The 14179-nt window shown below is 73.8% G+C and carries 15 protein-coding genes; 9 read left to right on the top strand and 6 right to left on the bottom strand.

Annotation, left to right across the window (positions count from 1 at the left end):
• Window positions 1-8: 8 nt before the first annotated feature.
• The 4 genes from ACFOY6_RS18175 to ACFOY6_RS18190 all read right to left on the bottom strand — a co-directional run bounded on the left by ACFOY6_RS18175 (window position 9) and on the right by ACFOY6_RS18190 (window position 3890).
• Window positions 9-584, bottom strand: a complete 576-nt coding sequence (locus tag ACFOY6_RS18175; RefSeq protein WP_379635948.1) for a DNA-3-methyladenine glycosylase I — start codon at window positions 582-584, stop codon at window positions 9-11.
• On the bottom strand, window positions 581-1000 hold the full coding sequence (locus tag ACFOY6_RS18180) for a DUF1398 domain-containing protein (protein WP_379651856.1): 420 nt from the start codon (window positions 998-1000) through the stop codon (window positions 581-583). The genes ACFOY6_RS18175 and ACFOY6_RS18180 overlap by 4 nt, the downstream gene beginning before the upstream one ends.
• A gap of 32 nt (window positions 1001-1032) precedes the next feature.
• Window positions 1033-1488, bottom strand: a complete 456-nt coding sequence (locus ACFOY6_RS18185) for a MarR family winged helix-turn-helix transcriptional regulator (RefSeq protein ID WP_379651857.1) — start codon at window positions 1486-1488, stop codon at window positions 1033-1035.
• Window positions 1489-1592: 104 nt separating this feature from the next.
• On the bottom strand, window positions 1593-3890 hold the full coding sequence (locus ACFOY6_RS18190) for a molybdopterin guanine dinucleotide-containing S/N-oxide reductase (RefSeq protein ID WP_379651858.1): 2298 nt from the start codon (window positions 3888-3890) through the stop codon (window positions 1593-1595).
• Between the two features lie 165 nt (window positions 3891-4055).
• On the opposite strand from ACFOY6_RS18190, the gene ACFOY6_RS18195 reads away from it, so the two are divergent.
• From ACFOY6_RS18195 to ACFOY6_RS18225, 7 genes are all read left to right on the top strand, one after another.
• Window positions 4056-4517, top strand: coding sequence for a YccF domain-containing protein (locus ACFOY6_RS18195; RefSeq protein WP_109516258.1), 462 nt, complete (start codon window positions 4056-4058; stop codon window positions 4515-4517).
• Window positions 4518-4528: 11 nt separating this feature from the next.
• On the top strand, window positions 4529-5815 hold the full coding sequence (locus tag ACFOY6_RS18200; protein WP_379651859.1) for a flavin monoamine oxidase family protein: 1287 nt from the start codon (window positions 4529-4531) through the stop codon (window positions 5813-5815).
• A gap of 46 nt (window positions 5816-5861) precedes the next feature.
• Window positions 5862-6959: an ABC transporter permease gene (locus ACFOY6_RS18205; RefSeq protein ID WP_379651860.1), complete on the top strand. Its 1098-nt coding sequence runs from the start codon at window positions 5862-5864 to the stop codon at window positions 6957-6959.
• Between the two features lie 5 nt (window positions 6960-6964).
• Window positions 6965-7729 carry an ABC transporter ATP-binding protein gene (locus tag ACFOY6_RS18210; protein WP_109516411.1) on the top strand — a complete coding sequence of 255 codons (765 nt, stop codon included), beginning with the start codon at window positions 6965-6967 and terminating at the stop codon, window positions 7727-7729.
• A 3-nt stretch (window positions 7730-7732) separates the two neighbouring features.
• Complete coding sequence (locus ACFOY6_RS18215; RefSeq protein ID WP_109516254.1) at window positions 7733-8755, top strand: MlaD family protein; 1023 nt, start codon at window positions 7733-7735, stop codon at window positions 8753-8755.
• Between the two features lie 14 nt (window positions 8756-8769).
• Window positions 8770-9387, top strand: a complete 618-nt coding sequence (locus ACFOY6_RS18220) for an ABC-type transport auxiliary lipoprotein family protein (RefSeq protein ID WP_181378034.1) — start codon at window positions 8770-8772, stop codon at window positions 9385-9387.
• Between the two features lie 176 nt (window positions 9388-9563).
• On the top strand, window positions 9564-10157 hold the full coding sequence (locus ACFOY6_RS18225; protein ID WP_379651861.1) for a hypothetical protein: 594 nt from the start codon (window positions 9564-9566) through the stop codon (window positions 10155-10157).
• Between the two features lie 55 nt (window positions 10158-10212).
• Here the strand turns inward: ACFOY6_RS18225 and ACFOY6_RS18230 are convergent, their stop codons facing one another.
• Both ACFOY6_RS18230 and ACFOY6_RS18235 read right to left on the bottom strand, forming a co-directional pair.
• Entirely contained in the window at window positions 10213-10878 is a 666-nt protein-coding gene (locus ACFOY6_RS18230; RefSeq protein ID WP_109516410.1) for an OmpW/AlkL family protein, read from the bottom strand.
• Window positions 10879-10985: 107 nt separating this feature from the next.
• The gene (locus ACFOY6_RS18235; RefSeq protein WP_109516251.1) at window positions 10986-11975 is read right to left on the bottom strand and encodes a Bug family tripartite tricarboxylate transporter substrate binding protein; all 990 of its coding nucleotides are present in this window, start codon (window positions 11973-11975) and stop codon (window positions 10986-10988) included.
• Between the two features lie 221 nt (window positions 11976-12196).
• On the opposite strand from ACFOY6_RS18235, the gene ACFOY6_RS18240 reads away from it, so the two are divergent.
• Together ACFOY6_RS18240 and ACFOY6_RS18245 are read left to right on the top strand one after the other, a co-directional pair.
• Window positions 12197-13873 carry a formate--tetrahydrofolate ligase gene (locus ACFOY6_RS18240; protein WP_379633164.1) on the top strand — a complete coding sequence of 559 codons (1677 nt, stop codon included), beginning with the start codon at window positions 12197-12199 and terminating at the stop codon, window positions 13871-13873.
• Window positions 13874-13889: 16 nt separating this feature from the next.
• The coding region (locus ACFOY6_RS18245; protein WP_379651862.1) for a tetratricopeptide repeat protein at window positions 13890-14179 on the top strand (290 nt) is incomplete at its 3' end.

A 14179-nucleotide genomic window follows, 5' to 3' on the forward strand; every position in this document is an offset into this window, starting at 1 on the left:
GCCGCAGCTCAGGCTGCTCCGGGCGGCGCCAGCGCCGCGCGGCGCGGGCAGCCGAGGGCGTGGTCGTTGAACAGGCCGGCCGCCTGCATCCAGGCATGGACCGTCACCGCGCCGACGAAGCGGAAGCCCCGCCGCTTCAGCGCCTTCGACAGCGCCTCGGATTCGGCGCTGCTGGCGGCCACATGCGTGCCGTCGCCGAGCCGCGGCACGCCGCCGACGAAGCCCCAGGCGAAGGCCGCGAAATCCTCCCCCGCCGCCATCATCTGCAGATAGGCGCGGGCATTGCCGATCGTCGCCTCGATCTTGGCGCGGGAGCGGATGATGCCGGCATCCTGCACCAGCGCCTCCACCCGAGCGGCGTCGTAGGCGGCCACCGCCTCCGGGTCGAACCCCGCGAAGGCGGCGCGGAAGCCCTCGCGGCGGTGCAGGATGGTCCGCCAGGAAAGCCCGGCCTGGAAGCTCTCCAGCACCAGCAGCGCCCAGAGCGCGCGGCTGTCGCGCAGGGGCACGCCCCATTCGGTGTCGTGGTAGGCCGCCATCACCGGGTCGCCCTCGGCCCAGGCGCAGCGCGCGCAGCCGCTCATGGCGCAGCCGCCGCCATGGGGGGGAAGTGCTCCACATGCGTCTCCGCCGTGCGGCCGAGATAGACCGCCCGGCGCCCGGCGAGGGAGACGATGTAGCCCACGCAGCCGGCGGCGCGCGCCCTGGCGCAGAAGCCCCGGTAGCTGTAGCCGGGCGCCTGGCGCTGCGCCTCCCCGATGGCGGCGCGCAGGGCCGTGGTGTCGAACGCGGCCGCGATGGGGCCTTCCCGCGGGGGCTGCGGCAGGATCAGGCTTTCCCCGTCCGCGTGGTAGTAGGTGGCGCTGGCGCGGCGGAAATCGACCGCGTCGCTCTCGAAGCCGGCGCGGCCCAGCCGGTCCAGGATCTCGGGGAAATGCAGGGTGCCGGCCTCGGCGCCGTCGAGGCAGGCCTGGGCCACGGCGCGGGGGGTGTCGTCCATCGGATTCATCCGCGGTGTGGGGTTGCGGGAGGTCATTCGACCGCCGCGCCGGTGATGCCGAGCCGCGCCACGGTCCGCTCCAGCAGGTCGCGCAGGGTCTGGCGCTCGGCGGGGGAGAGATGGGCGAAGCACTCGGCCTCGTTGCGGTCGGCGAGGCCGGCCAGTTCCGGCACGAAGGCGGTTGCCGACTCTGTCAGCCCAAGGGTCTGCGCTCGCCCATCCTCTACGCTCGGCGCGCGGAGGAGCAGGCCCTTGCCGATCAGCCGGTCGGCGAGGCGGGTGATGGCGCCGCGCGTCATGCCCATCCGCGTGGCGAGCTGGCTGGGCGGCAGGGGCGGCTGCCCGTACAGCATGCGCAGGAGCGCCCATTCGGCCACCGTCACCCCCCGCGCGGCGAGCTTGCGGGCGAAGGCGTGCGAGACATGGTTCGACACCTGGCGGATCCGGTAGCCGAGATGGTCGGTCAGTTCGGGGAGGGGCTGGGGCATGGGGGTATATTCAGTTTCCTAGGAAACTATATGGTCCGGACGCTCCGGGAAACAGGAAATCGGCCTGCCGCGAAGGGGCGGGGCGCCGGCCCCGCCGCCGCCGCTCAGCCGGCCGGCGGGTCCCAGGCGCGCACGGGCGGCAGGTTGCCGGTGAACTTCTCCACCTCCAGCGCGGTGAGCTGCCCCGTGCAGCCCTGGGCGAGGCGCGAGGTGCCCATGTCCCGCGTCAGCACGTTCGGGTTGCCGTGCACGCAGAGCGGGTTCTCATCGTTCGGGTCCTCGGGGTCGTACCAGGCGCCGGTGGCGAGCTGCACCACGCCGGGCATCACCGCCTCGCTCAGCGCCGCCGCCGCCAGGCAGGCGCCACGGGCGTTGTGCAGCCGCACGATGTCGCCCTCGGCGATGCCGCGCGCCGCGGCGTCCTGGGGGTGGAGGCGCACCACCTCCCGCCCGCGCCGCTTGGAGGCGGCGCTGGTGCCACCGAAATCGAGCTGGCTGTGCAGCCGGGTGGCGGGCTGGTTGGCCACCAGCCAGAGCGGCGCGCCGGGGGCAGGGGTGTCAGTGGGCGCCAGCCAGGCGGGGTGGCCGGGGCAGTCATCGTAGCCGAAGCCGGCAATGGTCTCCGAGAAGATCTCGATGCGGCCACTCGGCGTGGGCAGCGGGTTCGCCGCGGGGTCCTCGCGGAAGGCGCGCAGGATTCCGCCATCATCCGGCGCCTGGGGCAGGGCCAGCTCGCCGTCCCGCCAGAATTCCTCGAAGGAAGGCGCCGTCTCGCCGCGTTCGGCCAGTGCCGCGCGGGTGGTCTCGTAGAGGTGGCGCAGCCAGCCGCGCGCATCCCGCCCTTCGGTGAAGGCGTCGCCGCAGCCCAGCCGCTCCGCAAGGCCGGCGAAGATGGCGTAGTCGTCCCGCGCCTCGCCGAAGGGCTTTGCGAGTTGGTGCATGGCGATCAGCAGCGGGTCGTTGGGCGAGCCGGCGATGTCCTCCCGCTCCAGCGAGAGGGTGGCGGGCAGCACGATGTCGGCGTGCCGGGCGGTGGCGGTCCAGGCGCTCTCATGCACCACCAGCGTGTCGATGCGGGCGAAGGCGCGGCGCAGCCGGTTGATGTCCTGGTGGTGGTGGAAGGGGTTGCCGCCCGCCCAGTAGACCAGCTTGATATCGGGGTAGGCTAGGCGCTGGCCGTTGTAGTCGAAGGGCGCGCCGGGGTTCAGCAGCATGTCGCTGATGCGCGCCACGGGGATGAAGTCCCGCACCCCGTTCCTGCCCTGCGGCAGGCCGGCGATCGGCACCGCATTGGCCCGCTTGCCGTAATGCGCGATGGCGCCGAGCGCGTAGTTGTAGCCGCCGCCGGGCAGGCCGATCTGCCCCAGCATCGCCGCCAGCACGGCGGCCATCCACACCGGCTGCTCGCCATGCTCGGCGCGCTGGAGGGAATGCGCCATGGAGATGAGGGTGCGGGTGCCGGCCGCGTCCCGCGCCAGTTGCCGGATGCGCTCGGCCGGGATGCCGCAGAGCGCGGCGGCCCAGGCGGCGTCCTTCGGCTGGCCGTCGGCGGCGCCGGTCAGGTAGGGGGCGAAGCGGTCCCAGCCGGTGCAGTGGGTGGCGAGGAAGGCCGTGTCGTGCAGCCCCTCGGCCAGCAGGGTGTGCGCCATGCCCAGCATCAGCGCCGTGTCGGTGCCGGGGGTGATGGGCAGCCACTCGGCGCCCGCCTCCTCCGGCAGGTCGTCGCGCAGCGGCCCGATCAGCACGAAGCGGGTGCCGCGCGCCGCCGCCGCCGCCATGGCGCCGCGCTCGACATGGCGGGAGACGCCGCCGCTGGCCACCGCGCTGTTCTTCACCGCCATGCCGCCGAAGGAGAGCACCAGCCCGGTGTGCCCGACGATCTGCTCCCATGTGACGTTGCGGCGCGTGACCGCCTCGAACGGCCCCAGGATGTGCGGGATGATCACCGCCGAGGCGCCGGCGCTGTAGCTGTTGACCGAGCGGACATAGCCGCCGAGGGCGATGTTGAGGAACCGGTGGATCTGGCTCTGCGCATGGTGGAAGCGCCCGGCGCTGGCCCAGCCATAGGAGCCGCCGAACACCGCCTGCGGCCCGTGCGAATCCCGCACCCGCGCCAGCTCGCCCGCCAGCAGCGCCAGCGCCTTCTCCCAGGAGACGGGGACGAACGCCTCGCGCCCGCGCCCCGTGCTGGGGCCGGGGCCGCGCTCCAGCCAGCCCCGCCGCACCATGGGCTGCGCGATGCGTGCCCGGTGGCGCAGCGCCTCCGGGAAGTTTTGTAAGATCGGCGAGGGGTCGGGGTCTGCCGGATGGGGCTCCACCACCAGCGCGCCGTCCTGCCAGCCGGCCCGGAAGGCACCCCAATGCGCGGCATGTGGCCGCATCGCGCCATCCTGTTCCGTCATCGCCTGCTCCTCGCCAACAGGGCCAGCCGGTGAGATTGCCGGGGCCCGGCCCCATATGAGAGGGAGTGTGCGGCCGCCGGCCCGGCCTGTCACCCCGCTTCGGGGGTGGGGCAACCCGGCGCCTCTGCCCGGCATTGCCGTGGCAGCAACCCGAGGGAGAGTGAATTGGCGCTGCTGCTGAACATCCTGTGGAACGTCTTCGCCCTCGGCTTCGTCACGGCGGCGATGTGGCTGCTGGCCGCGGTGCTGATGACCATCACCATCATCGGCATCCCCTGGGCGCGTGCCTGCGTGACGATGGCGAGCTATTCCTTCCTCCCCTTCGGCCGCAGCCTGGTCTCGCGCGAGGACCTGACGGGCGTCCCCTCCATCGGCACCGGGCCGCTGGGGCTGCTGGCCAACCTGATCTGGTTCCTGCTGGCCGGCATCTGGCTGTGCATCTCGCACCTGACGCTGGCGGCGGCGATGGCCGTCACCATCATCGGCCTGCCGCTGGCCTGGGCGCATCTGAAGCTGGCCGGCGCCGCCATCTTCCCCGTGGGCAAGCGCGTGGTGCCGAACGATGTGGCGGATGCCGTCTCGCTCGGCCGCGGCCGCGATGCCTGGGGGCGGATGCGCGGCGGCTGAGCGCGCCCGCCATGGCCGATCCCGACATCCTGGTGGTGGGGGCCGGCGCCGCCGGCCTCGCGGCGGCGCGCGCCATCCGCGCCGCCGGGCGCGGCGTGCGGGTGCTGGAGGCGCGGCACCGCCCGGGCGGCCGCGCCTGGACCGACAGCACCACCCTGGCCGCCCCGTTCGACCTCGGCGCCACCTGGCTGCACCAGGCGCTGGACAACCCGCTGGCGCCGCTCGCCGCCGGCGCCGCGCCCTTCGACCATGATGCGGTGCGCCGCCATCTCTGCCTGATCGACGGCCGCCCCGCCGCCGAGGCGGAGATGGCCGATTACGACGCCACCTACGCCGCCTTCCACGCCCGCCTGCGCGCCGCCCTGCCGGAGGCGCCGCCCGGCGCCTCGGCGGCCGATTTCGCCCCGCGCGGCGGCCCCTGGGATGCCATGGTGGCGCATTGGGAAGGGCCCGTCATCTGCGCCGCGCCGCTGGCCGAAATGGACCTGCGGGACTTCCTCGACACCCAGCTCGACGCGCCGAACTGGCTGCTGCCGCAGGGCATCGGGAATTTCCTCTCCGGCCTCGCCGCCGGCCTGCCCATCGCCTATGGCGCGGCGGTGGAGCGGCTGGAATGGGGCCGCGCCGGGGGGGTGGTGGCGGAGGGCGCCTTCGGCCGCGTCTCGGCCCGCGCCGCCATCGTGACCCTCCCCACCGCCCTGCTCGCCGCCGGCGCGCTGCGCTTCGACCCGCCCCTGCCGGCGGAGACGGAGCAGGCGGCGCACGACCTGCCGCTCGGCCTGCTGAACAAGATCGGCCTGCGCGCGGCGGGGGAGGACCGGCTGGGCCTCGCCCCCTTCACCGGGCTGGAGCGGCGGGTGGAGCGGGAGGATGAGGCGGCGATGACCTTCATCGCCTGGCCCTTCGGCCAGGACCATCTGATGGGCTTCCTCGGCGGCCCCGCCGCCTGGGAGGCCAGCCGCGAGGGCCCCGCCGCGCTGGAGGAGCTGGCCCGGGCGGAGCTGCGCGCGGCCTTCGGCCCCCGCGCCGATGCCGCGCTGCTCGGCGCCGCGGCGCTGGCCAGCGACTGGGGCAACGACCCCTATGCGCGCGGTGCCTACTCCCATGCCCGGCCCGGCCGGGCCGCGGCCCGTCGCATCCTGGGCACGCCGCTGGCCGGCGGGCGGCTCTGCTTCGCCGGCGAGGCCTGCCACCCGCGCCTCGCCGCCACGGTGGGCGGCGCGTGGGAGAGCGGCGAATGGGCCGCCCATGCGGCCCTGGCGGCCCTGGCCGGCGTCCCTCCGGAACCAGTGAGATGAACACAGGCTTAAAGTTCCGCTCAGGCTGTCCTATTTGCTGCATCGCATGACGGATCAGGCAGAGCAGGCGGGCTTCGACCGTCAGGACGACACGCTGCGGCTGCGCGGGGCGCTGACCACGCGGCAGGTGGGCGGGCTGTGGGAGCCGCTGCTGAAGGCCGCCCAGGGCGCGCGGCGGCTGGACCTCTCCGGCGTCACGGCGCTCGACACCACCGGCGCCGCCCTGGTGCTGCGCGGCGCGGCCGTGGCGGGCGAGGCCACGGTGGAGGGCGCCAGCGCGCCCGTCTCCGCCGTGCTGAAGCGGGCGCAGGATGCGCTGGCGGCTCCGCGCCCGGCCGCCGGCCCGAAGCCGCTGCCCTTCGTCGGCCGCGTCGGCGCCTGGGGGGTGGAGGGCCTGCGCGCCTTCCGCGCCTCCACTGGCTTCCTTGGCGAGACGGTGCTGATGGGGCTGGCCGTGCTGCCCCAGCCGCGCCGACTGCGCGTGGCCGACCTGCTGCGCCACCTGGACGAGGCGGGGCTGCGCGCCTTCCCGCTGGCGATCCTGCTCGGCACGCTGATCGGCGTCATCCTGGCCTTCCAGTCCTCCATCCCGATGCGGCAGTTCGGCGCCGAGATCTTCATCCCGCCGCTGGTCGGCATCTCGCTGATCCGCGAGCTGGGGCCGCTGATCGCCGCCATCATCGTCGCCGGCCGCACCGGCTCGGCCTATGCCGCCGAACTCGGCACCATGACGGTGAACGAGGAGGTGGACGCGCTGCGCATCATGGGCGTCGATCCGGTGAGCATGCTGGTGCTGCCGCGCCTCGTCGCGGCGTTGCTGGTGATGCCGGTGCTGGCGCTGGTGGTGAACCTCACCGGCCTGTTCGGCATGGGCGTGGTGATGGGCACGCTGGGCTTCCCCGCCGCGCTGGTGCTGAACCAGCTCAGCCAGTGGCTGACGCTGGGCTCGCTGCTGGGGGGGCTGTTCAAGGCGGGCGTGTTCGGGCTGGTCATCGCCGGCATCGGCTGCCGCGCCGGGCTCGGCGCCGGGCGCGGGCCGCGCGCGGTGGGCGATGCCGCCACCCAGGCCGTGGTGGGCGGCATCGTCGCCACCGTGGTGCTGGACGGGCTGTTCGCCGTCCTCTTCTACCGTCTGGGATGGTGAGCGGCATGGCCGAGCAGAAGGAGGCCCCCGCCGTCGTCGGCGTGCGCGGCCTGACCATGGCCTTCGGGTCCAACGTGCTGTTCCGCGACGTCACCTTCGACGTGCGCAAGGGCGAGGTCTTCGTCATCCTCGGCGGCTCGGGCTGCGGCAAGTCCACCCTGCTGAAGCTGCTGATCGGCCTCTACCGGCCGAGCGAGGGCGAGATCCGCATCCTGGGCGAGAACCTCGATGCCGCGCGCGGGCGGGAGCGGCGCGAATTGCTCTCGCGCCTCGGCGTCATGTGGCAGTCCGGCGCGTTGTTCGGCAGCATGACCCTGCTGGAGAACGTGATGCTGCCGCTGGAGGAGCACACCCGCCTGCCGCGCGCGGCGCGCGAGGAGGTGGCGCGCGTCAAGCTCGGCCTGGTCGGCCTGTCGGACGCCGCCAACCGGCTGCCGGCCGAGATCTCGGGCGGCATGGCCAAGCGCGCCGGCATCGCCCGCGCCATGGCGCTCGACCCGCCGCTGCTGTTCCTCGACGAACCCTCCGCCGGGCTCGACCCCATCACCTCCGCCGGCCTCGATCAGCTGATCCGGGACCTCGCGCGCGACCTCGGGACCACCTTCATCGTCGTGACCCACGAATTGCAGAGCATCCTGGCCATCGGCGACCGCTGCATCATGCTGGACAAGCAGGCCAAGGGCATGATCGCCGAGGGCGACCCGCGCGAGCTGCGCGACCACGCGACGCACCCCACCGTGCGCGCCTTCTTCCGCCGGGAGGCGGCCTGAGCCATGGCGAGTTCCAGCAGCCTCTATGTCCGCGTCGGCGCCCTGATCCTGGTCGGGCTGGCGCTCGGCCTCGGCTTCCTGCTGTTCCTGACGGGCGGCGGCTTCGGCCGGCAGAGCATCGTCTTCGAGACCTACCTGCAGGAGAGCGTCACCGGCCTCGAGGTCGGCGCGCCGGTGCGCTACCGCGGCGTGCAGATCGGCCAGGTGAGCCAGGTGGGGCTGGTCAACGCCGCCTATCCGCCGGGCAGCCGCGACGCGGCGCTGGAGGCCTTCCAGCTCGTGCTGGTGCGCCTCTCGCTCGACCCCGCCAAGGCCACGGTGCGCACCGAGGACCAGGCGATGCGGGCGGTGGAGCGCGGGCTGCGCGCCCGGCTCTCCAGCCAGGGCATCACCGGCGTCGCCTATATCGAGCTGGACTTCGTCAGCCCCGAGCGATTCCCGCCGCGCGAGGTGCCCTGGGAGCCGGACTACCCGGTGGTGCCCTCCATGCCCTCCACCGTGGCGCAGGTGCAGAACGCGGCGGAGGCCATCCTGTCCCGCATCCAGCAGGCGCCGCTGGAGCAGCTGCTGGACGATGTCAGCGGCATTGTCCGCACCCTGCGCACCCAGGTGGACGAAGGCGACTTCGCTCACCTTCTGGCCGAGGCGGCGCAGACCATGGCGCTGCTGCGCCAGGTGGTGCAGAGCTCCGACGTGCCCGCCATGGTGGCCGAGCTGCGCGGCGTGGCGGCCGACCTGCGCACCACCTTCGCCGGCCCCGAGATCCGCGAGGCGCTGGCCAACACCGGCGCCGCCACCGAGGAGATGCGCCGCGCCCTGACCCGGCTGCCCGCCGTCATCGGCGCGCTGGAGCAGACGGCGCGGGCGGCGCGCAACACCACGCAGGACACCAATGCCGACCTCGCGCCGATCCTGCGCGACCTGCGCGCCGTGGTGAGCAATTTGCGCGACACCACCGAGACGCTGCGCCGCGCCCCCGGCCAGGCCATCTTCGGCGCGCCGCCGCCGCCGCCCGCCAACCGCTGATGAGAGCCCCCCGCATGAACCGACGCCTGCTGCTCCTGGCCCTGCCTGCGCTGGCTTCGCTGCCCCTGGGCGCCTGCAGCGTCATCCCCGAACGGCCCTATGTGGAGACGAAGCGCTTCCCGCTCGACCCGCGGCGCGACGGGCCGCCGGCCCGGCGGGGGCGGGGGCGCGTGCTGCAGGTGCGGCTGATGCGCGCGGCCCCCGGCCAGGACACGCGCGGCCTGCGCACGCTGCGGGAGGACGGCACCATCTCGGTCGATTTCTACGCCGAATGGAGCGCGCCGCCGGTGGAGCTGGCCGAGGAGGCGATGCGCCGCTGGCTCTCCGCCTCCGGCCTGTTCAACGGCGTGGTGGCCACCGGCAGCCGCGTCAGCCCCGATCTGGTGCTGGAGAGCGAGCTGACGGCGCTGCATGCCGATCTGGCGAAGGGCGAGGCGGTGGCCGGGCTCTCCGTGGTGCTGCTGCGCGAGACGGGCGGCGATGCGCAGCTTCTCACCCAGCTCGCCATCCGCGGCACGGCGCCGCTGCCGCCGCAGCGGCCGCTGCCGCCCGAGCTGGCAGCCGAGGCCATGAACGAGGCCCTGGCCAGCGCCCTGGGCGCGCTGGAGCGGGGCCTGGCGCGCTACGCCTGAAGGAGGGGGCGCGCACGGCCCCTCCTCCCATCCCCGGCCCATCTTCCTTTTCTTAACGATTGTGCAAGCTGCGCCGCGTTAGTCTCAAAAACGAGACGGATGACGGCTGGCACGCCATCCGGGCGGGACCGGAATTCTGGGCGCGGCGTGTCAGGCCGGGGGCGGGAGAGTGTTGCATGCCGAGTGCGGACCCTTGGGACGAGGCCTGGGATGCCTATGAGGCGCGCCGCCAGGGCGCTCTTCCGGCCGCCGGGCCGGAGACCTGCGCCGTGCCGCTTCCGGGGCCGGCGCGGCGGCGCCGCCGGGGCGCGCTGCGCGCCGGCCTGCTGGCTGGCGGGGCGGGGGCGCTGCTGACGCTGGCGATGCCGGGGCTGCAACTGGCCGGGCTGATGCTCCGCCACGATGCGGCCGGCCTGCTGGCCGCCCTGCCGGCCGAGGGCGCCGTGCTGCGGCTTGGCCCGGTGGCGGCCGGGGCGGGCGGTGCCTCCCGCCCCTATCTGGACGGGCTGGCGGCCGAGCTGGCCTCGGGCGCGCGGGACCCGGCGGCGGTGGCGCGGCTGCTGGAATCGCGCCGCCTCGCCGCCCCGCCCGTCCGGGATCCGGTGGCGGGGCAGGCGGAGACGGTGCGGCTGGCCTGGCCGCTGGGATGGAACGCGGCACGGCTTGAGCTGCTGCCGCGCGAGGGCGGCGGCGGCCTGGCGCTCGACCTCGCCTGGCGCCAGGGCGGCTGGCAGATCCGCCAGGTGGTGCTGCGGACCGACGCGGGATGAGGTTGCGGGAGCGGAGGCGGCCCCCGGCGGCGGCAGGCGCGCCGGGGGCACCGCCTCAGAAGCGGTAGCGCAGCGCGGCGCCGACGATCCACGGGTCGAGATCGGCCCGCGCGCCGATGGCGCCGCCATTGACCGAGACATCCGGCCGCAGGAACAGCTTCTTCACGTCCAGGTTGAGGCCCCATTCCGGGGTCAGGGCGTAGTCCACGCCGGCATTCAGCGCCCAGCCCCAGCTGTTCTCGATATCCACCTTGCTCACCGGCGCGGTGCGGCTGCCGCCCTCGCCATAGAACACCGTGTAGTTCACGCCGGCGCCGACATAGGGGCTGAGGCGCGCGGCGGGCAGGGGATGGAATTGTAGGGTGAGGGTGGGCGGCAGCGCCCAGACCCGGCCGAGATCGACATCGCCCAGCGCCGAGCCCTTCACCGTCACATCATGCCGGCTGGTGGCGGCGATCAGGTTCAGCGACAGGTTCGAGGTGAGGAAGTAGGTCAGGTCGAGCTGCGGGGTGAGCGTGTCGGAGGCTTCCGGCTTGCCGCCGATGGCATCGACGCGCCCGCCATTCTGCGGCAGCACGCCGATGGCGCCGAAGCCCACCACCAGATCCCCCGCCTGCTTGCCCCGGAAGCCGGGCAGTTCCTGCATCAGCCCCTGAGCCTGGGCCGGCGCCCCCATCAGGGCGGCGCTCATGGCGGCGCCCAGCAGCGCGCCGCACGTCATCTTGTTCACGACCAACCTCTCGTTCCAGGCGGCGCGGGCGCCGCCGGAAACGGGAGTAGGCCGATGTGCCGCACGATTCCTTGATCTGGATCATTCGGCGATCCGGGTCAGTCGGCGGTGATGCCGGCGGTCTGGATCACCTGCCGCCAGCGGCCGATCTCCTCGCGCTGGAAGCGGCCGTATTCCTCCGGCTTGTTGGCCACCACGTCGAGCCCGATCTGCTCCAGGCGTGGCTTCACCTCGGGGTGGTTCAGCGCCTCCATCACCGCGGTGGCGATGCGGCCGCGCAGCGCCTCGGGCATGTTGCCCGGCGCCATCACCGCCTGCCAGGAGGTGACGACGAAATCGGCCATCCCCGTCTCGGCGGCGGTGGGCACGTCGGGCAGGACGGGGTGGCGCTTGGCGCCGGTCACCATCAGCGCGCGCAGCCGGCCGGACTGGATGTGGCCAGCCACCGTGCCGAGATTCTGGAAGGACATCTGCACGTTGCCGGCGATCAGGTCGGTCGCCGCCGCGGCGCCGCCGCGATAGGGCACATGCGCCACGTCGGTGCCGGTGCGCTGCTTGAACAGCTCGGTCGTCATCTGGTCGGAGGAGCCGACGCCGCTGGTGGAGTAGCTCGCCTTGCGCGGGTTGGCCTTCAGCCAGGCCACCAGCTCGGCCACGGTCTTCGCCGGCACCTTCTCGGGGTTCACCACCAGCACGTTCGGCGTGGTGACGGCCAGCGTGATGGGGGTGAAGTCCTTCACCGGGTCATAGCCCAGCTCCGGGCGCAGCGCGGCGTTGATGGCATAGACGCCGATCGAGCCCACCATCAGCGTGTGGCCGTCCGGCTCGGCGCGGGCCAGCAGGCGGCCGGCCACCTCGCCATTGGCGCCGGCCCGGTTCTCCACCACCACGGGCTGGCCGATGGTCTGGCTCATCCGGTTGGCGATGGCGCGCGCCACGATGTCGGACGGACCGCCGGCGACGAAGGGCACCAGCATGGTGACGGGCCGGTTCGGCCAGGCCGGCTGGCCGGAGCTTTGGGCGAGGGCGGCGGTGCTGGCCAGCAGCGGCAGGCCGCCCATCAGGGCGGCGAAGGTACGGCGGTTCATGGACGTTCTCCGGCACTGTCTTGCTTATTCCCGTACGATGACATGATGGCGTGCCTCCTGGCCAGGGGGCATGGGCCTCTTTCACCCGGCCGGGCGCAGCCTCGGCGGCCGCCACCCCCGGTCATGGCGTCGCGCGCCGCATCCTGGCCTGCGGCACCACGTCTTGCCGCCGCGGAAGGCTGCGGATAAGCCGTGGCATCCGCAGCCGGCAGGACGATTCCATGGCGACCGACCTCGACATCGCGCGGGCCGCGCGGCTCCTTCCCATCCAGGAGATCGCCGCGCGTGCCGGCATCCCCGAGACGGCGCTGGAGCCCTATGGCCGGCACAAGGCGAAGGTCGGGCTGGATTTCGTCGCCGAGCAGGAGCGCATGTCGGCGCCGCGCGGCGCGCTGGTGCTGGTCACCGGCATCAGCCCCACCGCCGCCGGCGAGGGCAAGACCACCACCACCATCGGCCTCGGCGACGCGCTGAACAGCCTCGGCACGAAGGCCATGATCGCGCTGCGCGAGCCCTCGCTCGGGCCGTGCTTCGGGGTGAAGGGCGGCGCCACGGGCGGCGGCCGCGCGCAGGTGGCGCCGATGGAGGAGATCAACCTCCACTTCACCGGCGACTTCCACGCCATCACCTCCGCCAACAACCTGCTGGCGGCGATGGTGGACAACCACCTCTATTGGGGCAACGAGCTGGGGCTCGATGCGCGCCGCATCTCCTGGCGCCGCGCGCTCGACATGAACGACCGCGCGCTGCGCTCGATCAACGCGGCGCTCGGCGGCGTGCCGAACGGCTTTCCCCGGGAGGACGGGTTCGACATCACCGTCGCCTCCGAGGTGATGGCGGTGTTCTGCCTCTCGAAGGACCTGGCGGAGCTGCAGCAGCGGCTGGGCCGCATCATCGTCGGCCAGACGCGGGACGGGCGGAACGTCACCGCGCACGACCTGAAGGCCGATGGCGCCATGGCCGCGCTGCTGCGCGACGCGCTGGCGCCCAACCTGGTGCAGACGCTGGAGGGCAGCCCGGCGCTGGTGCATGGCGGGCCCTTCGCCAACATCGCGCATGGCTGCAACAGCGTCATCGCCACGCGGCTGGCGCTGCGGCTGGCCGATGTGGTCGTCACCGAGGCGGGCTTCGGCGCCGATCTGGGCGCCGAGAAGTTCCTCGACATCAAGTGCCGCAGCGCCGGCCTCGCGCCCTCCGCCTGCGTGGTGGTGGCCACGGCGCGGGCGCTGAAGATGCATGGCGGCGTGGCGAAGTCGGCCCTCGGCGCGGAGGACGTGGCGGCGGTCACGCGCGGCGCGGCCAATCTGCGGCGGCATGTGCAGAACATGCAGAAATTCGGCCTGCCCGTGGTGGTGGCGCTGAACCGCTTCACCAGCGACACCGACGCCGAGATCGCGGCGGTGCAGGCGGCGGTGCGGCCGCTCGGCGTCGAGGCCATCCTCTGCACCCATTGGGCCGACGGCGCCGCCGGCGCGGCCGACCTCGCCCGCGCCGTGCAGGCGCTCATCGCCGGCGGCACCGCCAGCTTCGAGCCGCTCTACAACGACCACATGTCGCTGCAGGGCAAGATCGAGACAGTGGCGCGCGAGATCTACCACGCCGCCAGCGTCAGCGTGCCGCCGCCCGTCGCCGCGAGGCTGCGGCGCTTCGAGGAGCAGGGCTTCGGCCATGTGCCCGTCTGCATCGCCAAGACGCAGTATTCCTTCAGCGCCGACCCGGCGCTGATGGGCGCGCCGGAGGGGCATGTGCTGCCGCTGCGCGAGGTGCGGCTCTCGGCCGGCGCCGGCTTCGTCGTGGCGATCTGCGGCGAGATCATGACCATGCCCGGCCTGCCGCGCCGCCCCGCCGCGGAAGGCATCGGCCTCGATGCCGAGGGGCGGATCGAGGGGCTGTTCTGAGCCGGCGGCGGGCGCGGTGAGCGGCGACGCGGCCCTGCTGCGCCAGGCCGCCGCGCGCCACGCCGCCGGCGCGCTGGAGGAGGCGGAGGCGCTCTACACCCGCCTCCTGGCCCGCAGCCCGCGGGATGCCAACGCGCTGAACCTGCTCGGCACGCTGCACCGGCAGCGCGGCGACCTGCCCCGCGCCATCGGCCTGATCCGCCGCGCCGTGGCGGTGGTGGCGGCGGCGCCGGTGTTCCTCGCCTCGCTGGGCGGCGCGCTGGCCGAGGCGGGGCTGCTGGACCCGGCGGTGGCGGCGCTGCCCAA

It is taken from the genome of Teichococcus aestuarii (genome assembly GCF_042651065.1).
GTDB classification, from domain to species: domain Bacteria; phylum Pseudomonadota; class Alphaproteobacteria; order Acetobacterales; family Acetobacteraceae; genus Pseudoroseomonas; species Pseudoroseomonas aestuarii.